Annotated in this window: 13 protein-coding genes; 5 read left to right on the top strand and 8 right to left on the bottom strand. The window is 47.5% G+C overall.

The features are described from left to right. Window positions 1-132: 132 nt before the first annotated feature. Together O3C43_07120 and O3C43_07115 are read left to right on the top strand one after the other, a co-directional pair. Window positions 133-1,401: a PQQ-binding-like beta-propeller repeat protein gene (locus tag O3C43_07120; protein MDA1066257.1), complete on the top strand. Its 1,269-nt coding sequence runs from the start codon at window positions 133-135 to the stop codon at window positions 1,399-1,401. Between the two features lie 25 nt (window positions 1,402-1,426). Next, a complete protein-coding gene (locus O3C43_07115) occupies window positions 1,427-2,428 on the top strand; it encodes a phosphotriesterase (GenBank protein MDA1066256.1) in 1,002 nt (333 codons plus the stop codon). Window positions 2,429-2,763: 335 nt separating this feature from the next. On the opposite strand, the gene O3C43_07110 is transcribed toward O3C43_07115, so the two are convergent. The 7 genes from O3C43_07110 to O3C43_07080 all read right to left on the bottom strand — a co-directional run bounded on the left by O3C43_07110 (window position 2,764) and on the right by O3C43_07080 (window position 13,551). Continuing rightward, window positions 2,764-3,975, bottom strand: coding sequence for a VCBS repeat-containing protein (locus tag O3C43_07110; GenBank protein MDA1066255.1), 1,212 nt, complete (start codon window positions 3,973-3,975; stop codon window positions 2,764-2,766). 26 nt (window positions 3,976-4,001) lie between these two features. Further along, entirely contained in the window at window positions 4,002-5,420 is a 1,419-nt protein-coding gene (locus O3C43_07105; GenBank protein ID MDA1066254.1) for a sulfatase, read from the bottom strand. Between the two features lie 236 nt (window positions 5,421-5,656). Continuing rightward, a complete protein-coding gene (locus tag O3C43_07100; protein ID MDA1066253.1) occupies window positions 5,657-7,063 on the bottom strand; it encodes a sulfatase-like hydrolase/transferase in 1,407 nt (468 codons plus the stop codon). A gap of 136 nt (window positions 7,064-7,199) precedes the next feature. Then, window positions 7,200-8,759 carry a sulfatase-like hydrolase/transferase gene (locus tag O3C43_07095; GenBank protein ID MDA1066252.1) on the bottom strand — a complete coding sequence of 520 codons (1,560 nt, stop codon included), beginning with the start codon at window positions 8,757-8,759 and terminating at the stop codon, window positions 7,200-7,202. Window positions 8,760-8,920: 161 nt separating this feature from the next. Further along, the gene (locus tag O3C43_07090) at window positions 8,921-10,132 is read right to left on the bottom strand and encodes a hypothetical protein (GenBank protein ID MDA1066251.1); all 1,212 of its coding nucleotides are present in this window, start codon (window positions 10,130-10,132) and stop codon (window positions 8,921-8,923) included. Between the two features lie 198 nt (window positions 10,133-10,330). Next, entirely contained in the window at window positions 10,331-11,821 is a 1,491-nt protein-coding gene (locus tag O3C43_07085; GenBank protein MDA1066250.1) for a tripartite tricarboxylate transporter permease, read from the bottom strand. A 398-nt stretch (window positions 11,822-12,219) separates the two neighbouring features. Further along, the gene (locus tag O3C43_07080) at window positions 12,220-13,551 is read right to left on the bottom strand and encodes a tripartite tricarboxylate transporter substrate-binding protein (GenBank protein ID MDA1066249.1); all 1,332 of its coding nucleotides are present in this window, start codon (window positions 13,549-13,551) and stop codon (window positions 12,220-12,222) included. Between the two features lie 1,111 nt (window positions 13,552-14,662). On the opposite strand from O3C43_07080, the gene O3C43_07075 reads away from it, so the two are divergent. Then, on the top strand, window positions 14,663-18,286 hold the full coding sequence (locus tag O3C43_07075) for a TonB-dependent receptor plug domain-containing protein (protein ID MDA1066248.1): 3,624 nt from the start codon (window positions 14,663-14,665) through the stop codon (window positions 18,284-18,286). 218 nt (window positions 18,287-18,504) lie between these two features. After that, entirely contained in the window at window positions 18,505-19,392 is an 888-nt protein-coding gene (locus O3C43_07070; protein ID MDA1066247.1) for a hypothetical protein, read from the top strand. 550 nt (window positions 19,393-19,942) lie between these two features. On the opposite strand, the gene O3C43_07065 is transcribed toward O3C43_07070, so the two are convergent. After that, entirely contained in the window at window positions 19,943-21,724 is a 1,782-nt protein-coding gene (locus O3C43_07065) for an arylsulfatase (protein MDA1066246.1), read from the bottom strand. Window positions 21,725-21,973: 249 nt separating this feature from the next. On the opposite strand from O3C43_07065, the gene fucU reads away from it, so the two are divergent. After that, window positions 21,974-22,405, top strand: a complete 432-nt coding sequence (gene fucU / locus O3C43_07060; protein MDA1066245.1) for an L-fucose mutarotase — start codon at window positions 21,974-21,976, stop codon at window positions 22,403-22,405. The last annotated feature ends 141 nt before the right edge of the window (window positions 22,406-22,546 follow it).

The following is a 22,546-nucleotide window of genomic DNA, read 5'->3' as shown; positions in this document are numbered from 1 at the left end:
AAACTATGATCTATCAATTGGCTTGTTTTATAGGCGTTGGGAATACAATTTGAATGGAATATCAGTCGGCTCAAAAAAGTATTCAAAGACCTAGAACTAGTTGCCCTTTTTCTTATCCCCAAAATGTTTCCCATGAAAACCAGTTCCTTCCCAAAAACAGTAATCGCAGGTTCTTTGCTAATGCTAGCCAGTTATTGTTCTACTGTCGCTGCGGCGAAAGAGAGTGAAAAACCCAATCGATTTCGAGGTCATGATGGCTCCGGCGTTTATTCAGCTCCCACTATTCCCAGCAGTTGGTCAGAGGAAGACTATTTATGGAGTATTGAGCTTCCCGGTGATGGACACTCCTCCCCCATTATCTGGAAAGATCATTTGTACCTTACGAGCAGCGTAGCAGGCCAACCCAATTCACTTTTGTTATGTTTGAACCCGAAAACAGGTAAAGAAATCTGGAGATTGTCCTTTGAATCCGCATTCCGGAAACTTCACCAATTCAATACCTTTGCATCATCCTCTCCGGCTGTTGACACCCAACATGTCTACGTCGCCTGGAGCGATGCGAATCGCTTTCAACTGGCTGCAGTCAATCACAAGGGCCAAGCCGTTTGGCAACGCGACCTTGGAGCCCACGACACCCAACACGGCGGAGGTATTTCTCCTATTGTATTTGAAGATTTGGTCCTCATTGCAAACGACTGCCGGAGTCCCAGTAAGATTCATGCGTTAAATAAATTCACCGGCGAAACCGTTTGGGACATTGACCGGGCATGGGATCCAAATGGAAAGACCTCGTACAGCACCCCTCTACTATATCGATCTAAGGACGGTCAGACGCAAATAATTTTTAATTCAGCATCCAGTGGAATGACAGCGATCAATCCACGCACGGGTGAAACGATCTGGCAGCTACCAGACTTATTTCCAAAAAGAACCATTGGGTCGCCCATTCTAGTCAGCGACTTAATCATAGCCAGCTGTGGAGATGGCAATGCAGGCCACTTCCTGGCAGCAGTTCGACCACCCTCCAAAAAAGGTGGCGTACCTGAGGTGGTTTATAAAATCCAGAAGTCCGCACCCTATGTGCCGACACCCGTCGCCAAGGATAATAAACTCTTCCTGGTGAGTGATGGCGGCATAGCCACCTGCATCGACGCCCCCACGGGTGAGGAAGTCTGGAAAGGCAATTTACGTGATACCTTTTTCAGTTCACCCATTCGAATCGACGATCGGATTTTTGCGGTATCGCGACGAGCGGAAGTGGTGGTTTTCAAAGCGGACGATTCGTTTGAAATACTGGGACGTACTTTGATTAATGAAGCCACCCACTCTACACCCATCGTGGATAACGGTCGTTTGTATCTGCGCACGGTTTCGAAATTGTATTGTTTAGCAGGAAAGTAGATTATGAAAGGTGACGAATCTTAAGATGAAAATCCCGGTAAGCTTAACCCTACTGTTCACCACCCTTATTTCGTATTCCTTAACCGCTGCCACCATCATGACTGTGAGCGGCCCCATTGACTCTCAAGAATTGGGGATGACCTTGGAACACGAACATATTTTAGTGGATTTTATTGGGGCGGAAGAAACAGGTTATCACCGCTGGGACCGTGCAAGCGTGAAGAAACAGGTTTTAGCTCACCTTCTCCAGGCACGATCATTGGGATTCAATAGTCTGGTGGAATGTACGCCTGCATTCCTGGGTCGCGATCCGCTTTTATTGAAGTCATTGGCCGAGGAAACAGGACTGAACATAATCACCAATACCGGCTACTATGGGGCCCGAGAAAATAAGTTTATCCCCTCGGACATTCAGAAACTGACGGCCGATGAGTTGGCTGAGTTGTGGATCAAGGAATTCAAGACCGGAATTGAGGGAACGGGCATCCGTCCCGGATTCATCAAGATCGGCGTTGATCGTGATCCTGAATTGTCAGCCATGCACGAGAAACTTTTGAGAGCGGCGTGCAGAACCCACCTGGCAACCGGACTTACGATCGCATGTCACACCGGACCCACGATCGCTATTTTTCAGATGGCCGGAATACTGCAGGAAGAAGGAGTCGCTACAGATACACTCATTTGGGTGCATGCCACTCAGGATACTCCCGAGAATCAAATCAAAGCAGCCGAAATGGGATTATGGGTTTCCATAGACAATGTAACCGATGCGGACAATCGTATCGAGTATGTGGCGACAGGCTTAAGCAGGTTAAAGGAAGCGGGCTTACTTCATAGAGTTCTCATTTCCCACGACGCAGGCTGGTACCGACCCGGAGAACCCGATGGCGGCAGTTTTCGCCCCTACACAGCCATCTCTGAAAAACTGATTCCTAAACTTCAATCAATGGGTTTTAACCAAGCAGACTTGGATCAACTGTTGGTTGAAAATCCCAGCCGGGCATTTGCGATTCAGATCAGAAGGTAGGCGGTAAAAAGACATCATCACAGGGAAGAAATTCTTGTCCTCCCACAACGGAAACATCGTTTACAAATAACCGTTGGAAGAATCGTTTTGCGTCTCCAAAAGATTGACTGTGTTTCAGAATGCAGAGGAGCCCATCAGACATGCCACGGTGATAACTGATACCAAATTCGATTTGGTATCAGTTAAAGAACGAACAGGAATTGGATTGAGCGACGTTTCATAAGACTCGGTAGAGCGAATAAGTGTGGCTGCTGTATGGCAAATGCATCTTGTGGGTCCTGCGGATCATTTCAAAAATAGATAAACAAGCCAATCCCGGCAATCATGAAGCAGATTTACCTGCCTTCGTTGAACAACAAATAGGTCCCGGACTTTCCAGCCAACGCCAGGTCTAGATCTCCATCACCATCGAGATCATGGGTACTGATCTGCAAACCAATGCCAACAACACCCGAGTCATCGATAGTATGGCGTTCAAATGAGCTACTGGATTTGTTCCAATCATAGTAATAAACCACGGATGGATCGGTGCCTCCTTCGTCCCTTCCATTGTGGGCAAAAACCCGTTTCCCAGTGATAAGCTCATCTTCACCGTCTCCATCAATATCGGCCCAATGTAATGCATGGGGCTGGGAAAAAGAATCGTCGATCAGGTGTTCCTTCCATTGGGGTTCTCCCTTCGAATCCACACCCTGACCTTCCCACCAATAAAGTCCATAAGCATGGCCTTTCCCCCAGATAACATCATTGATTCCATCTTCGTTCATGTCGCGAACAAGACAAGGAACCGAGGCATGCCAGTTTTCACCACCGTGGGGATGCCAGATCCATTTCTGGCCAAGCGGGTCTCCTTCGGGGCGTTCGTACCACCCCATACCCACCATAATGTCTTCACGTCCGTCACCATTGATATCACCAAAAGCCAGACCATGGCCGTTGCCGGAATCGCCGATGAGATGTTTCTTAAGCGTAGGCACCCATTGTTTTTCGGTAACCATCTTTTTGTCTTTGACCACTTGAACTTCCCGCTCCTCTGAGGAAAACGACCATATCGCCATGGCGTTCTTAACATTGTAGCTATTCGTGATCCACTCAGGGATGCCGTCGCCATTGATATCGTGCATCATGGACCCTTCGTTTTGGCTTAACCCGGTATCAGCTAAAAAGTGTTTAATAAACTGGTGCCCAAGCGAAAGGCGAGCAGGTCCCGGATTTTCATACCAGTGGACTTCGGTTGGCTGAAATGACCCCGCAACAACATCCATATGCCCGTCTTTATTTACATCGTAGGCGAAGTCTCCATTGGATTGTACATAACCATTCCAATCGTCGAATCCACGAAGAGGATGACTGATGTAATCGGGAGCCGGATACCAATTTCTTCCTGCCGAGATATCGGGTAATCCATCTCCATTAAAATCGGCTACCGCGATTCCTTCGTTAGCGTCCAAAGCCAGTTGTTTAACCGTCCAACGGATCTCCCCGGATTTGGAACAGCCGAGAAACAGTAGTGAGAGAAAAGAGAATAAAATGAGAATTGTTTTCATGGGGTTACTATAGAAGAAGTGAAAAACTATTTGTTGGGGTTCGCGACGAAGGGTCGCAACGAACCTCCGTAAGCATCTTTTTTGATATCTGTTCTTAGTCGCATGCTGAAGAGAACAGAAGCGTATTCAGGATCATGGGCAACATTTTCCAGTTCATCCGGATCCTTTCGCAGGTCGTGCAGAAATTCGTAAGGCCCGTCCTGATCGAAATAACGGGCATATTTATAGTTGCGATCTCTCAACCCTTCCCACGAAAGCAGGGGCCGCAGGGTCACATGCTCATGAAACATCTCTGAACGCCAAATGGCAGGAGTTTCACCAGCGACCATTCCGGAAAGGTCCAGGCCTTGATAACGTTCAGGAACAGGAACGCCTGCCCAGGATAGAAACGTGACCGGCAGATCAAGATTCATGGCAAATTGATCTACAACCCGACCTCCGCCTTTCTTTTGCCTTGGATCATATACAATCAAGGGAACGCGTAATGACTGATCGTAGTGCGACCATTTACCGGCAAACCCTCGATCACCCAGGTAGTAACCGTTGTCTGCTGAATAGACTATGATAGTGTTATCAGCCAAGCCTTCGTCTTCGAGAACTTTTAAAACGCGCGCAATGGCATTGTCCAATCCACTTATCATGCGCAGGTAGGCTCGCATGTTGATCTGGTATTTCTCGGGGGTATCCCACCGCCAATGGAATCGTTCACGATTGATAGACGCTTTCAAAAAATCGGGATGATTTTCGTAAATGGCTGGATCATTCAATCGCGGCTCCGGCATGACCAAGTCGTCATACATTCCATCAACCGCTTTCGGCCATGGGAAATGACCAATGCCCGGACGCTTATCGCGGTCCTCAGCATGGGCCACATTGAACCAAAGATTTAGAAGGAAGGGTTTATCCTTGGGTTGTGATTTTAAAAATTTAACCCCGCCATCAGCGATGAGTTCGGTGGTGTGCCGTTTGGATCCGTCTGGCTGATCCTTAAAGTAGGGATTTCTAAAGATGCTCTCAAACTCGTCGAAATGATCTTCCGGTTTATAACCTTTGGGCATTTTGGCGTGCCACTTTCCGTAATGACCCGTCCGATAACCCGCATCCATCAACCTATCCGTAAACAAGGTGGATACGGCGTCAGCTCGGGCAGCATCGGGTTGATCCGCTTTACCAAAAGAACGAGCCGTGAGACCGCATAGAATAGAGGTCCTGCTCACCCAGCAGATGGAGTGACTTACATACATGTTTGTAAAGCGCACCCCTTGGTTTGCCAAGCGGTCGATCGTGGGTGTTTTCACGATAGGATGTCCGGCGATACCCAAAGTATCGTGCCGCTGATCATCGGCGAAAAAGAACAGGATGTTCGGAAGTGAAACATTTTCTTCGGCGGAGTGACAAACCGAGCCGAAGAGAATAACAAACAGGAAGGAAACCGGGCAGCGCATAGGGAAACTATTGAGTAGGCTCCCAGATGTGTCCAAATCTTTTACGGTTGGCAACCTTGTTCATCGATTTCCCTGAACCCGAGATTGGTAGGGCGACTGCGTCCTCGCAGTGCCGTGTATTTCCGGGACCTTCGGCGGCGATGCGGGGACGCACCTGCCCTACCTGCTCGTCTGTGGAAACCGTAAATCAGTTGCGCTAATTTCGTGGCTCCCCACTCTTTTAATTAAATCCCCAACTACATCGGAGCTATTCGCCTGGATCCCACGTCTGTGGTTGAAAGCACATGATTATCGAAGCTTTCGTAAATAAGCTCATGCTTTAGGGACTGATGCTCAGGACTGTCCCAAAGGTTGTTGTGCTCCCAAGGATCGGATGCCAGATCATAGAGTTCACCCAGTTTCAAACCGTGGTAAACGCATAACTTGTACTGTCCTCGCCGGTACATGGTTGCGAAGGTTCCATTGCCGTCCGTGAAATGGGCATCCACCGCATCAAAATATTCACAACGAACCGAATCGCGGATCTGCTCTCCACTGGCCTTTCCTTCGAGATGTGAACGCAGGGAGTTGCCTTGAAAATACTCGGGAATCTCGAGGCCTGCAAAATCAAGAATCGTCGCTGACATATCCAGCAGTTCCACAAGTCCACCGACCTGGACGTTTTGCTGAACGACACCCGGCCAACTAAAAATAAGAGGCACACGGACAAGACCTTCATAAAACCGGCAGCCTTTTAATATGAGCCCGTGATCTCCCAACGCTTCACCATGGTCGCTGCTGAAAACAATTAAGGTATTGTTCCGCTGATCCGAATCGTCCAAGGCTTGTAAGAGACGGGCAAACTGGTCATCGATCTGGGCTATCATGGCGTAATAAAGCGCTTGCTCTTTCTTGCCATCGAACTCAGCCGGGCTTCGATATACTTTAGAGGCTTTTTGAAAGTCCGCCCCTTTCAGTTTTTCGTGCATGACCCGGTCTGATTCCTTATGGTGTGCGCCCGGCATGTCTTTCGGATCAAACCGGTCGGCATACTCTTTCGGCGGAACAAAGGGCGGATGAGGATCGTAAATATTGACCGTTAGAAACCACGGCTGGTCCTCATTCCGGGAAATGAATTCAATCGAACGGTCGGTCGCCCAGGTTGTTTGATGAAACTCGGGGGGAACGTTATCCGGGCTGGCACGCAACGCATCGAGGTCTCCCCCTTTCTCCCTGACCCAGTCCGCGTAATCGTGTCCCTCTTTCCAATCATCCCGTGGAGCATGGCTGAATTTCCAATAGCTATAGCCGTCGTCGAGACGAGGCTCGGTGCGAAGACCCGAACTCGTGAGGTGAAACTTTCCGACATTGCCACACACATAACCAGAGTCAGCCAACAGCTTGGAAATCAAAGGAGGCGCATCCGCGGGCCAGGTGTCGTTACCGTTGCGCGTGTTGTGAACGCGTGACGGGTACAAACCGGTCATGAAACTCGAACGACTTGGCGTGCAAATAGGGCTCTGACAATAGGCGTGGGTAAAGGCGGTCCCCTCTTGAACGAGCTGGTCAAGGCGTGGAGTTTGCACATAGGGATTTCCCAGCGCACCGATGGTGTCGAAACGTTGTTGGTCAGTGCAGTAGAAAAGTATGTTGGGTCGTGCCATAGTTCAGAAGTCTCGCCGGACGTAGGAAAAGGCGGCACCGCGAGGACGCGATTGCCCTACCCCTTTAAGCTTTGTTGGCAGGGAAACTGCGTCCTCGCAGTGCCGTTTCATTTTGGGCAAAAAACTCATTTTTAGTTTAATGTTCAGCGACTGTGGGCATGTCATTAACAAACTTAACATCGGTCCGCCGGAGTTCTTTAATCATCGCTTTACGATAATCTAAAAGCACCTTTTTATAATTCTTATCGAAGGCCAGGTTTTTCAATTCATCCGGATCACTAATCACATCATACAGCTCCTCCGTTTCACCTTCAACCAGGGTTCGGACGTATTTGTAACGGCCCTGACTCAGCATGACATACCAGGGAACTCCTACATCGGGTGGATGAAACAATAACTCTGGTGAATCATTTCCCGGAACACGGTGTGTATTCGATCCAAACTGACGAGCGGTATGGACCATCACAGCGGGATGTTTCCACTGAGCTTCTGGGTCTAGCAAAAGAGGAGTCAGATCATGACCATGCATTTTCCAAGGCATCTTCAAACCGGCCAAAGAGAACAAAGTAACCGGCAAATCTACACCACCTACTTGCGTATCCACAACCGTACCTCGACTGCGATTGGAATCGGCCAGTTTTGGAGGAAGCCGAACAATCAAAGGTGCAGCGATCGCCGCCCGGTAAGGAGCCATCTTGCCTTTGTAGCCATGCTGCCCCCAGGCGAATCCCTGGTCCGATGTAAACACCACAATGGTGTTTTCATCCTGCCCCGAATCCTTCAATGCCTGCAATAGCCGGGCCACTCCTTCGTCGATAGCAAGAACTCCCTGCTGATATTGCCGAATCCAATCTTTCAGCGGCCGACCAGGGGTATCCACCATGCCAACCGGAGTAGGTCCAACCCGTTTTTTTTCAATCGGCTCTCCATTGGGTCCCGGTTCCCACAATTCCCACTGGTTGGCGTAAGCTGGTTTCCCGAGTCTGGGTGGGTAAATATCCTTAATGTCAGGCGTATCGGCATTGGGGTAATCGTCCAAATGACGATCCGCCGGAGTGAACGGACCATGCACGGCACCATAGCACAACCACAGGTACCAGGGCTTCGTTTCGTCCCGTGTTTTTCCTTCAATAAATTCAACCGCCCAATCGGTATAGTTATCTGTTGAGTAGCCTTGAACCTTTACCGGAGGCTGACCATTGATTTCAATCAGTTGGTCGTAATAGTAGTTGGGAGAATTCGCAGGATAACGGGGTCTGTTCCAAACGACCTGGTAGTCCCAGTCCCGCCCATAACCGGTGTCCGTTCCCGTATGCCATTTGCCGATTTGAGCGGTATAGTAGCCTTGTTCCCGAAACGATTTGGGCCAGAACTGACAAAGCTCAGGATCGTACTCACATCCCGGGTACTCTCCTTCCATTCGCATGGATTCAATGGCATGTTGATGTAAACCAGTAAGAAAAGTTGCTCGAGATGGCATACACCACGATCCGATATAAGCATTTTTAAAAAGAACACCTTCCCCTGCCAGGCGATCAATATTGGGAGTATGGGTCCAGTGATAAGCATCGGGATAGGCGCTAACCGTTCTCGTAGACTGATCGTCAGTGTAGATGTAAAGAATGTTAGGATGATCTTTAGCGGAAGCCAGGCACGAAAAGGTCCAAACAGTCAGCACAATAAGTAGTGATTTCATAAGTTTAAGAAGCGGAAAAGAAAAGGAGTGGTTCAATGAAAGGTAGTTATTTATGGATGATAAGGAGAATGCGAAAATTGATTACTAATGCGAACAAAACATGTTTTTATGAAGTTCGTCTGATTGAAATATTCTTCTCAAAGACTTGCCAGGGCAATGGGTCATAGACCCCGAACCATGTATTGGAACAACGGAAGTTTTTCAGCATTAGTCTTTAGTTTCTCAATGATCCATTGGGGGTAATTCGACTCCCCGATAAAACATCCATTGATTAGTCCCCACTGCGTGTTCCCTTCCAATATTTGGATTCCGTCGGGCGTATAAATGATGTCCCATGCAATAGAAAAGCAGTCCGGAAATTCAAGGTGAGCAGCTTTCACAAAAGCTTCCACCTCGGGCCAGCAATCCAGTCGCTTTCCAAAAATTTGCTCCCCCGTCACCGGGTGCGTAGTCGATACTCCCAAGGTTGGAGTTGACCAAACCAGGTTTTCCAAACAATGGGTTTTAAGGTTCATCTTTACCTTAAGCCCCCCTCTCGGACCGTGGTTGATGGGACTATCGCCAACAGGAATAGCTATGTAGTTATGAACCACCTCAATTTCTTTATCAATCGAGCACAGGCTGAGTACTCGTAGCGTACAAACGCCTTCTTCCGACATACCTTCAAAGAAAGAATGATGCTTTGCCGAGGGTTGAAGAATATAAGTCCCTGTTTCCGAAAGGGCTTTGAAATGATCCAGCAGCGATTGCTCGTTGAGACTCTGTTCAAGATGGCTCCATAGCTGAGTGGCTTCCGACCATTTCCAACGTTCAATATTATAGCCTGCCATTCCTTGGCTTAATTTAAAGTAGAGATCTTCTTGGGGAAGCTTTGAGAAGGTCACCTCATCACCTATTCCTCCATTCTTAAAAACGGCATATACAGGGACCATCGCATACCCCAGTTCCATACATCGAAGGTAAAACCTCAATTTGTTATCAACTGCCTCGGAATCCACCCCACGAACGACCGCAACGTTTAATCTTGAGACATCCCGACCCGACAAAAATCGATCGTAATTGCTGTGCTTTCCATACTCGTAGAAGTAGAAGCAGCAAAAGGGCACTGGTCCATAGCCTCGCCAACAAAGAAACCACAATCGCTTACCGAGCTGAGAGATTATACCTACCTTAAAAACCCGTTTCACCTCTCCTGCATTACAGGCCCAATCCATGATATGGCCGAGCAGTGCAACAAACGGCCAGACAAGTGATTTAAAGATCACAATATTCTTGGCGCCACCACTCTTCGTATTGAACCACACAAATCTGCTTCCCAATTTTCGAACAAGTGTCTCATCATTACGAAACCAGTACCAAGGGTACCAGGGCAAAATAAGCGGACAAGCAAAATTGGTGATTTTGTCATACAAAGAATTCTTTCTTACTGCCACTTACACAAAAGAACAAGGGCGACCAAATTCGACAACTTAAAAGAAACAAGATGTCCCAACTTATGCTAACTACTTAAAGAAACCTTTTAACAGGTTAGCCCTGAAAAATCTACACAACCGAACCTTCGACCAGCAATGTCAGCTTGCTGATCCAGACTGATATCGTCGAAAAATCGGAACAATAATAAGAACGATAGAAATACTCACAAAGAGTAAAGCTATGGGACGGGTAACTAACGGAAGAAAACTTCCGTTGGAGGCCATTAAACCGGTTAACAAATTTTCTTCCGCGACAGGAGCGAGTACGAAGCCGATCACAAAAGGCGCCAAAGGAATCTTAAAGTGCTCAAAGGCAAATCCAAGTAACCCGAAAACGATCATGGTCCACACATCAAACATGCGGGTGGAAAGCGCAAATGACCCAACAATACAAAATACCAGGATGACCGGCATCAAAAAACCACGCGGAATCATTGAAAGGCGGGCGAGGTATTTTACGGCGAAAATCATGAAGAAAAACATAAAGAAATTCGCCACAATCATGGTGCCCATAATCGTATAGACCATAGTTGGATTTTGCTGAAAGAGCAATGGCCCCGGTTGCAAACCGTGAACCAATAAAGCACCCAATAAAATAGCATCAATTACACTACCCGGGATACCCAAGGATATCAGCGGAATAAGAGCCCCACCGATGGTTGCATTGTTGGCCGACTCAGAAGCAACAATTGCCGACTCCGCACCTTTCCCAAACATATCTTTCTCTTCAGCTTTGGCCATGGACTTGGCTGCGCTGTAAGCAGCTACCGAACCTATATTCGCTCCGACTCCGGGAAGAATTCCTACCCAGGTGCCTATGACTGAAGATCGCAAAAGATTGATCGCTTGATCTTTCCAATCTTTCAATTTGAAAAACATATCGCCGCGTTTGTGTATCGGAATCACTTCTATCTTTTCCTCGATCTGTCTGATGTCTGAAATTACCTGGCTTATAGCAAACAGCCCTATCAAAACAGGGAGTAACTTAAGGCCTCCATTGAGTTCTTCAAATCCGAAGGTGAGTCGTAGATTGCCGGTTGCAGTATCAATTCCAGGCAAAGTGGCAAGAATGCCACAAAAGGCTGAAAAGAAGGATCGACTCAGAGATTTTCCCCCGACTGAAGCGATGAGAACCAAAGCCATGAGGATGAGCGCAAAAAAATCAAAGGCGCCCAACCGAGTCGAATAAAGAGCGATAGGCGCGGACAAGGTAATAAGAAAGAGCCAGGAAACGAATCCTCCAACAAACGATGCGGTAATACCCAATCCCAGGGCCCGACCCGGCTTACCGGATTTGGCCATAGGGTACCCGTCCAGCGTTGTCATAATGGAAGCCGGCGTTCCTGGCATTCGAAGCAGAGTGGCGGTTATCAAGCCTCCGCTCACGGCTCCCACATACATGCTTATTAAAAGCACAAATGCTGCGACCGGATTCATGCTGAAAGTCAGAGGCAAGGTCAGCGAGATCAACATCGCCCCGGTCAACCCCGGAATAGCTCCAACAATAATCCCCAGAATGGTTCCGACCACCACAAGCAGTATTCCCTGGAGGCTGAAAAGGAAATTGGTGGCTTCGGCTAATCCGTCCATCTGGAATCAGTCGAAAATTGTTCGTAAAAAGACGGTGCAAATGCAGGAGCAAACTTGTTCGCGACTGGAGTCGACAAAGCGCTAAAGAAACATGGAGTCAGTTTCGGAGAAATACGAATGCCATCAAGGGTCCTGAATTTAGTTAACCGAAACCGAATGTAGCAATGATGGTGAAACCATTTAAGCGGGAGACGACAGTAAACCGAACAACAATTCCAGTACCCTTTGATGGTCTCACGACCATGATTACATTTTGAACTTAGTTGCAGAGCAGACCCGAAACAAAGGAAAAGGTCGCGAACAAGTTTGCTCCTGCACAAAGTAATGCACATCGAAATTGAGAATGTTTGGTCAACGAAATCATGAATTTTCTCCAGAGGTCTATTTCTCATTACATATCAAGGCAGAGACACCGTAAAGATTTCGGTAAACACATAGTGAAGTCCGAAGGACATCAGAAAAGTAATTTCCAACAAATACACCACTTTGGTTTTTTGGAGCCCGTTCAGCATCGTCGCACAGATCAACACAAACAGAATCGTTGCCCAAACGAATGATATAAAATCCAATGCCATTACTGCAACGTAAACGACAACCAGGGCAATCGTCTTCCACGCCAGGTCAAAGCGTTTCGGAATCGATTCGATTGATTCGGATTTTACTACAGGAGTTGTAAGGCAACTCCTTATTATTCCCGCTCCAAAAACAAGTAATGCACCTATCGTCCAAGCAACCACGTTTGGCAACTCGAGCATACGGGGCGGATCGAATTTTGAAAAATATTCCATACGCTGATCGATTTTCTCTTGAAGCTCCTCGCCCACAATGACTCGAGGTAAAATCTTGAACTCATCCATGCGTGTTCTCACATAGTCGGTTTGCATCGCCTTATCCAGCACCTTGCTAAAATAGCGGACAATTTCAGGATCGGTACCTTTGGGGAACCACCAGTAGTGCAGATTAGTGGAAGTGACAGGAAACCCCAATTCGTTGGCTGTCGGTACTTCCGGGATACTCGGGTCACGCCTATCGTCAAACAAGGCCAATGGCCTCAACCCATTATCCTTGAAACTAATATACTCACTCACCGAAAAAAATGCAGCATCCATGTGCCCGCCAATAAGAGAAGCCAAACGATTTGCGCCACCTCCCGCCGATACGAAACGGAATTTTGTCCCTGGAACCGTGGCCTCAAGATTCAAATAAGCAAAATACGTGGGCGTGTTCAGATTAGAGCCTAGAATAATCTCGTTCGGCCGTTTTTTTGCATCGGCCATAAATTCGCTCAAAGTGTAGTAAGGCGATTCATTCGGGACCAGGATCATGAGCGAGAATTCACCGGTAGCTGCCACAGCCTCGAATGATTCCGGGCCATAACGCGATTGACCGGTAAGTTTAGCCGTCATGATGGCTTCGTGAAGACAAAGAACCGTATAGCCATCATCGCGCGCATCCCGCACATAATTAATTCCGATAGTAGAACTGCCCCCGGCTTTGTTCACAATAACCAGCGGTTGAGGCATCAGATCGTAGTCATTTACTGCCTTCTGGAAAATCCGGGCGAAGGTATCGGAAGCGCCTCCTGGATTGAACGGGACTACCACCTGAATCGGTTTTTGAGGATAGTCGTCCCCAGCACCGGAATTCACGAACAGGTATTGGAACGCCGTATAAAGGATCAACAATCCAACCAACCCATGCCAACCCACAAAATAAGCCCGACGATTCATAAAGGACCAAATAAAGTTCGAACAGGAGCCACAGCACAATTACGAAAACCAGAACTGCTTCGCTGACAATGAAAAAGTTTGGTCAACGCCCACTGCACAACATTCTTATCGCCTATTTCGGTGCACATCAGGATCCAGTGTGTTGCCACGGAAGTTCCTTAACTATTTACTTAACAACGTTCCTTTCAGTCACTTGATCCACCATTGGCGGAACGGGACCGCCACGCGAACAGGCATTTTTTCTTTTTTTCAAACTCATCTGAAGCGGACCGCTCGCCGAGCGGTCCGATATCATGGAAGGTTGGTTCGTTTATTACCAATCAACTTCAAAGATGCCAAGCTGGGGCTTGGCGTTCCCGGGGGGGAATGCAGTTTCGGATTTCGGGTCTGATTCTTTGACTGAATAAATGATTCTGTACCCATGATTCTGTGAAAAAGAAATACTTTCAGTTTTTGCGTAATTCCGCGCTTTTCGTAGTTAAATCATTTTTCTTAGTAGTTTGTTTCTCTGTCGGTAGCAAAATCATTACCTGTTATTTGTGTCAATTGGTCCATTCGTGGTTAAGTTTTTTCTCTAAAAAAGCTAAACTTTCGCTACCATTACGAAATACTCCGAAAACCAGGCAAATATGGCCGTTTTCCACGGTAAATACGCAATCATTCTTAAAACTAATAATGAAACCACTGGAACTTCGGAGCTTTTCTGCCAAAAACAGGGTTGCTTTGAAGGCGCAACGCCCCATAGTTTTTAGAAATGCTTTACAACTAGTTCGATTTGGTAGTTAATACCAATTAGTCGCTCCCAACCCACATTGGGCTACATCAATTCACTTTTCTTCCACACTGTTAATAAACCACTAGACACACCCTTCCCACAATGGGCTTCAATAAATCAATTTTCTTTCACTTAATAGTTACGCCCACACACTGGGCTTCAACATTCCATTTTTCTTCCACTTTGTAAAAAGCACGCCCTTCCCACAAAGGGCCTCATAAATCTTCAACTCTGTTTTTGTACCGCAATCTGTCCGCGTGGCTCCTCCAGGCAAAGTACAAATACAGGATTACCCATAATCAACCTCTACATCACACAAATAAACCACACCACTATATGAAACAAACTAACAACCACCTGGACGACTGGCTAGGAGCCATGTCACACAAAGGACTATTTTTTGTCCTTGGATTACTGCTGACTCCACTGAGCATTTTCGCTCAAGAAGATGACAATGAAGATGACATCTTTGAGATTTCGCCCTTTGTGGTTGAGGACGATTCGGATATCGGTTACCTCGCCTCTCAAACCATGGCCGGAGGCCGTCTCAGAACGGATCTCCGCAATGTGGGATCCTCCATTCAGGTGGTAACCGCTGAATTCATGGAAGATATCGGCGCCACCGGTATTGACGAACTCCTGCAATACACCACCAGCACGGAAGTCGCAGGAAACCTGGGTAATTTTACCGGAGTTAGTGAAGGCCTGGACGGTCAGGTCAATACCGGTGGAGCCCGCGGCAACCCGGACGGTACTTCCCGTGTTCGTGGTCTGGCAGCTCCCGACCGGACAAGAAACTTTTACAAAACCGACATCCCTTTCGATACTTACACTACGGAGCGTATCGATATCAATCGGGGTGCCAATTCCTTCCTTTTCGGCTTGGGGTCACCCGCCGGTTTGATCAACAACGGCATTACCCGCGCCAACTTTAATGATTCCGGGCAAGTGGAAATTCGAATTGGCAGCGGCGGCAAACGCCCCTCAGTTCGCTTGTCGGGCAATTACAATAAAGTCCTGATCGAAGACAAGTTGGCAATAAGAGTAGCATACCTGGATGACAGAACCCAGAACCGCCAGAGACCCACCTACGAAGATGACAAACGCTACTTCGGAACGGTCACCTGGCAACCATTCGGAAGCCCCAACACCGTCATTCGCGCTTATTTTGAAACCGGAAGTATCGACGGTAACGCGGCGGATACGGTTGGTCCGGTGGAAAACTTATCTAGTTTCTTTGAAGCCGAAAACTATCCCAGAATGTCGTTTGATACGGTTGCTAACGCTAGAAACTTCAACCACGTCGAAGGACCCAATAATGAGAGAAACTCCAGGCCAGACCGAAATCCGGATGGTCTTCCTCTCAGAGACATTGGCCACGGGTCAGAAATAGAAAATGCTATCGGTGTTGGTTGGGGACTTATCTGGGATGGTTCTAACGGCCGGTATCCATCTGGAACGTTTAATGGAAATATCCGTGGTGCGGATCAGACGAATGGGCGTACGACTGGGAAGGCTAATCAGATTACGGGCCCGAATCCTTTTTGGAAGCCAAAAACGTTCTTCGGAAGAACGGCCCATATCTGGATGCTCGGCCATGGTAATTACTCTCAAACCGCCGGTGAAGGGAATGCCTTCAGAGGCCTGACTGACCTCGAAATCTTTGACTTCTCCAAATACAATTTGGGTTGGGATAACGATTTTTACACCCGGGACTTTGACAACTATAACATCTCGCTCGAACAGGTACTGTTTAATGGCAATGTCGGATTTGAATTTGGCTACGACTTTCAGACCTTGTATCGTTCGGATTTCAATGCATTCAGTAATGGGGCCGCTCGCATTACCCTTGATATTAATCGTTCACTACCGATACCGAATGACCTCAATTACGCGGAATCCGGAGATCTCAGTTACCCTGAAAACCCCAACTTCGGCCGCGTCTGGATTGAAACCAATGGCAATTTCCGGGAATCCACTTTCGATCGTGAAACAGCCCGATTCACCGGTTTCTTGAAGCACAGCTTTAGAGAACAACTGGATGAGAGCTTCTTAGGCAAGATTCTGGGAAGCCACACGATAACTTCTCTTCTCGATGATTATACTGAGGAAGAGAGATTCGTTCCTTGGCAACTCTCCTCGTTTGCCGACCAGGATCCAGGCATTCATCTAGGCCATCCCGATGCGGGGATAGCAAATAACGGTCAAAGGAATATACGTAATATAGTCTATTTAGGCCCTCCACAATTGGCTGCCTTTACCGACCCAAGCTTCACGATGCAGGACCTCGAATTTGGACCGGCAATGTTCGACCTGCGGGGTGTAGCCGGCATGGAATTCGATCACATTTATTGGGACATGGGTCCTGATGCTACTCGAGAAAATACAGGCGACGATCTTAACGATAACGGCAATGAAGGATTTAAACTCGGTAACTTAATACCCAATCTCACTCCGCACAAGAATCACCGCATTCAAAAAACCGAGGTCGAATCAGTTGCGTTCAATTCACAGTCTTTCCTCTTTGACAATCTTCTGGTTGTTAACATGGGATGGCGCAACGATAAGGTTAAAACCTGGTTGAACACGGAAGCGCAAGTTATGGGAATAGAAGAAATTCCCGACCTGAGCGAACAGGGCTGGAATCTAACCAGCGGACATGCCACTTTTAGAGAGATCGATTCTGAAATCTTCGGCTACGGCGGCGTATTAAACTGGCCGCATCAATTGATCAAATTACCCAGTGGCGTGGATATCGCGTTCCACTATAATGAGACCGAGAACTTTGTTCCCGCTGCCACCCGGGTCGATCAATTCCGCCAACCACTGGAATCTCCGTCAGGTTTGAGTAAGGACTGGGGTGTCACCCTCTTCCTCTTCGATAACAAAGTGGTTTCCCGCTTCAATTGGTATGATGCAGACCTCAAGGGTGCAACCGCGAACTTAGGGGGAGTGTTTAACGGATCCATCCAACGAATGTTCACACACTGGGGTTCTGCAAACGCCGATATTCAGCGTGCCGACGCTAATGCTGACGGCGTTATCGATCCGTCATTCATCGAGGAAAATAGAGAGATAGAGTTGGATGAAGACGATCCGGGCGTGATCATTGGCCAAGAAACAGACGAGGAAGTTATCGCCCGATTAGCCCCGAACTTTGAGCGAACCATCGCCGACAGGGATGCTATAACACCCTACTTAACCGATGATCTGAAAGCTTCATACAATTTCCGCTTGAACAACTCTGGAACTGTTGAAGTACAACCCGCAGGTGGAGTGTCTGATACCCAGGATATACAAGCCAAAGGCTTTGAGTGGGAATTGACCATGAATCCAACCAGAGCCTGGCGGGTGTCCCTCAACTTCGCCGATACGGAAACCGTTCTGACAAATATCGGGCCACGGATGACCAAACTTTTTAATGAATTCTGGATTCCAATCATTGAAGATTTCGGTGACCTCGACTGGAACAATCCCATGGGACTGAACACCGGAAATACTTTAAAAGAACAAGTGAATGCGGACGTCCTGGAATACCTGGAGCAGAAAGCACAAGAGGGAACACCTACAAAGGAACAACGCCGATACCGGGTTAACTTTGTAACGAACTACCGCTTTAACGAAGGATTCCTGCAAGGATTCTCAGTTGGGGGTGCCGCCCGGTGGCAAAGTGACAACTCTGTAGGTTTTCCACTCATCCCAAGAGAGGACGGCATCGTTCAACCTGATGTGGACAATCCCTGGCTGAATGAGGATGTCTACAACTACGACCTCACATTCGCCTATAGGAAAAAGATCACCGATAAGATCAATTGGACCATTCAACTGAATATCCGGAATCTTCAAAACCTGAGGAATGACGACATCAGCACCATTCGCCGCCAACCTAATGGCGATGTAGCTCGTATTCGCTTCGATCCACCTTCTCAGTTCCTTCTGACGAATACCTTCCGCTTCTAATCGGAACCAAATAGTTTTAAATCCCCAAGGCCCGGTGGAAACGCCGGGTCTTTTTGTTTTCGATCATAAATTTCTTGAGTGATTAAAAATATCCTAATTTAAAATGAAGAATAATAGTTTGCTCATGCGCGATACCTGAGATCCAAAAAGAACGGATGTTTTGTAACCCACCCTGATAGCTTTACGTTAATAATTCTAATAACCCCAATTGAATCCTAATGAAATCTCCCTTATATCCAACCCTCGCGGCCACCTTACTGGCATGCTTGATATTAACAACTGACCTTCAAGCTGCCAACAGAGTCGTACTGAAAGCGCAAGCCTCAGAAGACTTTGTCAAGGCCAGGGCCCTGGATCCTACCAAGAAGATTCAGACCTATCAGTTTATGAAGGGGAATGTCCATGTGGGTTTAACCAGCGATCCTTCGATGAAGGGTATTCCATTTGAGAGTATTTTAAATGATCTCGCCATAAATCTCCAAAAAGAAGGCTTCTACATGCATAAGGATAAAAGCAAAGGAGATTTGCTAATTGTCGTTCATTATGGAGTTACCGATGTGGAAATATCCTACGAAGAATTTATGGGCTACAATACGGAGGAAGATTTTGGACTCACAGATGAAGTATTTAGCGCTGGTGCTGGTGGAGCTGCGATTGACTTCGCCACCATCGACGCCATTAACTCAGCAAGCTTTAATCTGGGATCATCCGCTACGGGTGCTACATCGAATAGACAAGGGGAATTTTACAAAGCCCAACTTCTCGGTATGGAGCGTGCTTATAGTGATAAAATTACACAGGGTGAGGAACACGACCTCAAATCTATGCTCGCCGAAGAAAGATACTTCATCGTTTTGATGGCGTATGATTACACAAAGTTCAAAAATGCGGAGGCGGAACTCTTATGGAGTACCCGCTATAGCATAAGAACGTTGGGCCAATCTTTTGGAGAGGCCATACAAGAATTGAACTACATCGCATCTGACTATTTTGGAAAGAACATTGAGGGCTTGACCAAACAAAGAGTGACAGATGAATCCCGCGTTAAAATGGGTGAGATCGAAGTTCTAAAAGATCAAAAGATAGAAAATACCGATCCAAAATAGCCAGATCGGCGCAAAATCAAAGAGATTTTAAGATTCAAAAATGCCCAGTGAAAACACTGGGCATTTTTTGTAGATGGAAGGCAAATTAACTCACACATGTCGCACTTAAAAAGGTAGGGCGGTTTTGCCAAAACCGCCGATTCCAAGACGGCTCGCTCAGGCTTCGCATCGCTACGACCCGACACAGTCGGCGATCGAGCCCTACCTAAATCAAAAGATTGTGACTATTTATCGTTTAACTGCTCTAGATTACATCAACTTTTCTTCACTCCTTTTCAGTCTTCAACTTGTGATTCCCCGTGGTCTCTGCCACGGGGTTGGTGATTGATGGGAAAGTTTGAGCATCCCGAAATCGGCAGCAAGCTACCTTCCTACAGTTGAGTTGCGATGGTAGTCTGTAGGAGTGGAGCTTGCTCCCGATCCGAACATCAAATGTGTGCGCTTCGTCATTTGGAAGAAATGAGAAAAATAAGATAAAAGCTAGCATTTGATTCGTTGTTTTAGTCTTTCATACCCTGTGGTCTCTGCCACAGGGTCTTGATTCCCACCGTCACAGTTTTTCCACGATCACATAGTAAGCACCCAACTGCTCATCATCCTCGGTATGAAAGTAGGCCTCGATGAATGTCTTACCCTCGGGTAAAGTCATATTGAAAGTAGTTCCTTCCCCGCCGGTGACTTGCTTCTCTGAGGTTTGATCTCCGACTTTAACGGTAGCGGTTTTGAGTTTGAGGCTTTTGCCTGGAGTTTCGCGAAAAGCCTTCAGGCCATCGACTGGTTTGCCCGGTGCCAACGGAGCATCCATGTCCAAACCTGTCTCACGAGGCCAGCGTCGCAAAGTGAGTTTGTAATCACCGGCTTCGGCAATCTTTACCGCCCAGATACCGGTATAGCCATATCCGAGCTTTGCTTCTCGAATGGCGCTCTGGTGCCAGGGAACTCCCAAGTTACCAGTCAACCAATCATGAGCCGTCAATTGAGCAGGATTGTCAGAAGGGTGCCCTAAAGTGATAGTGGCGAATTTTTCAAATGCCGGTTGCAGGCTCTCCCACCAGACATCGTAGTCTCCACGAAGACGAGCCACCACGTTAGGATGGTTAACGGCAACATCGGTTTTCTGTCCAGGGTCGATGTTCATATCGTATAACTCTTTACCATCAATGAGTCGCCAGCGCCGAGTCATCACGCTGCTGGATTTCCACTTGATGGGATCCTGAACTCGCTGCGAGTCGGTGATAATAGTCCGGTCGGGCCAGGGCGTGGGTTGTTGAAAAATGAGTGGCGCCAAAGATCTTCCATCCAAAGCGTAGTCCAATGGTGCCTCCAAACCACACAAATCGACAAAGGTAGGTAACATGTCGATATGCGCGCTGAGTTCTGGGATATCGCGCCCTTCGGCCAGACCTCCTTTGGGCCAATGCATAAAGAAGGGAACCCGGTGGCCGCCTTCATACTGACTGCCTTTTTTTGCACGCATGCCCGCGTTGAAGACCTTTTCACCAGTAGCGGTACCATTGTCCGTGGTGAAAATAAAGATGGTATTTTCAGCCAAACCTTTCTCAGACAGAAAAGCTCGCAACTTGCCGACATTCTCATCGGCGTTGGCAATCATACCGAAAAATATGGCCTCTTGGTCACTGATGCCTTTCCCCTGGTAGGGTTTCCAATATTTGTCTTCTACGTGGAAGGGACCATGGGGTGCGTTCGTGCAAATGTAGGCAAAGAATGGTTTTCCCTTGGCTGCGCTATCCGCGATAAAGGTTTTGGCAGAATCAAAAAATACATCCGAACAATAGCCTTTATATTTCTGCGGTGTCCCATTGTGCCAGTAGGTATCATCAAAATAAGAGTTATCCCAGAAATCCGGTGTTTGCCCTACTCCACCGCCACCGTGTCTGACTACTTCCTGAAAGCCACGGTCTTCCGGACGATAGGGATAGTTGTCTCCCAAGTGCCATTTCCCAAACATTCCTGTTGCGTAACCCGAGTCCCCAAACACTTCTCCCAAGGTGGCCTCTCCTTCAAACAACATGGAACGCCCCATGATCGTATGCCAAGGTCCTGCCCGGTTCGTATAATGCCCACTCATCAACGCACCGCGAGTCGGAGCACAAGTGGGAGTCACATGATAGTTGGTTAGCCGCAGGCTCTCTGCATAGAGGGCATCGATCGCCGGTGTCTTTAAGATCGGGTTTCCGTGTGCACTTATGTCTCCATAACCCTGGTCATCGGTCATAATAAACACAACATTGGGTCGCTCATTGGCAGCAGTCGCCATCCCAGAAACAGCGAAAAACAAGGCGAACAGAAAACAATGTAGAGATCGGGACATAATCAGAGTAGATTGATTGTTGAATTCAATAAACCAAAATGGATACAGACAGCCAATAGAAGTAGACAAATCAATTATCTGTTTTTGTTCATGAGTATCCTTTCAGGACCAAGCTCGAAAATGACCCCATTTATCCATAGATAGGATTGCCCGGATTAAAACAGGACTATTGAATGCGATCTTCTTTAAAGCCTTCGCCACACCAAGCGAACGCCTACTTGCAATATATAAAATACATAACCTGTCATCATGCTCATTGGAATCTCTCCCGTATTAAGCCCTGAATTGTTAAACGCTCTTTACCGTATGGGGCATGGCGACGAGATCGTCCTGGCAGACGCTCATTTCCCGGGAGAAACGTTTAACCAGAATGTCATTCGGGCTGATGGTCTCAAAATCGCACCGCTCTTGGAAGGAATCGTTCCGCTGTTTATCCTGGATCAATACGTCGACAACCCCCTCGCCATGATGGCGGCCGTCCCAGGAGATGAACTCGATCCCACTGTCGAGACAGGGTATATGAAAGCGATACACACTTCCTGGCCAGATATCACCGCACCCGAACGAGTCGAGCGCTTTGCCTTTTACGACCGGGCGCGCAGCGCCTTCGCGGTCGTCATGACGGGAGAAACCGCCAAGTATGGGAACATTATTTTGAAAAAGGGCGTAACGCCTTGCTAGAAAATCGTCCTCCTACTCCTACTCCTACTCCTACTCCTACTCCTACTCCTACTTCTACTCCTACTCCTACTCCTACTTCTACTCCTACTCCTACTCCTACTCCTACTTCTACTCCTACTCCTACTCCTACTCTTCCTCTAC

This window comes from Verrucomicrobiota bacterium, from assembly GCA_027622555.1.
GTDB lineage: Bacteria > Verrucomicrobiota > Verrucomicrobiia > Opitutales > UBA2995 > UBA2995.
Note: the sequence above shows the minus strand (reverse complement) of the source record. Positions and strands in the feature narration are given on the sequence as shown.

What these genes read in the sequence shown, in the direction of transcription:
- O3C43_07105 (MDA1066254.1), bottom strand. Translation starts at nt 5,420, where the DNA reads ATGCGCTGCCCGGTTTCCTTCCTGTTTGTTATTCTCTTCGGCTCGGTT.
- O3C43_07110 (MDA1066255.1), bottom strand. Translation starts at nt 3,975, where the DNA reads ATGAAAACAATTCTCATTTTATTCTCTTTTCTCTCACTACTGTTTCTC.
- O3C43_07115 (MDA1066256.1), top strand. Translation starts at nt 1,427, where the DNA reads ATGAAAATCCCGGTAAGCTTAACCCTACTGTTCACCACCCTTATTTCG.
- O3C43_07085 (MDA1066250.1), bottom strand. Translation starts at nt 11,821, where the DNA reads ATGGACGGATTAGCCGAAGCCACCAATTTCCTTTTCAGCCTCCAGGGA.
- O3C43_07120 (MDA1066257.1), top strand. Translation starts at nt 133, where the DNA reads ATGAAAACCAGTTCCTTCCCAAAAACAGTAATCGCAGGTTCTTTGCTA.
- O3C43_07065 (MDA1066246.1), bottom strand. Translation starts at nt 21,724, where the DNA reads ATGTCCCGATCTCTACATTGTTTTCTGTTCGCCTTGTTTTTCGCTGTT.
- O3C43_07095 (MDA1066252.1), bottom strand. Translation starts at nt 8,759, where the DNA reads ATGAAATCACTACTTATTGTGCTGACTGTTTGGACCTTTTCGTGCCTG.
- fucU (MDA1066245.1), top strand. Translation starts at nt 21,974, where the DNA reads ATGCTCATTGGAATCTCTCCCGTATTAAGCCCTGAATTGTTAAACGCT.
- O3C43_07070 (MDA1066247.1), top strand. Translation starts at nt 18,505, where the DNA reads ATGAAATCTCCCTTATATCCAACCCTCGCGGCCACCTTACTGGCATGC.
- O3C43_07100 (MDA1066253.1), bottom strand. Translation starts at nt 7,063, where the DNA reads ATGGCACGACCCAACATACTTTTCTACTGCACTGACCAACAACGTTTC.
- O3C43_07080 (MDA1066249.1), bottom strand. Translation starts at nt 13,551, where the DNA reads ATGAATCGTCGGGCTTATTTTGTGGGTTGGCATGGGTTGGTTGGATTG.
- O3C43_07075 (MDA1066248.1), top strand. Translation starts at nt 14,663, where the DNA reads ATGAAACAAACTAACAACCACCTGGACGACTGGCTAGGAGCCATGTCA.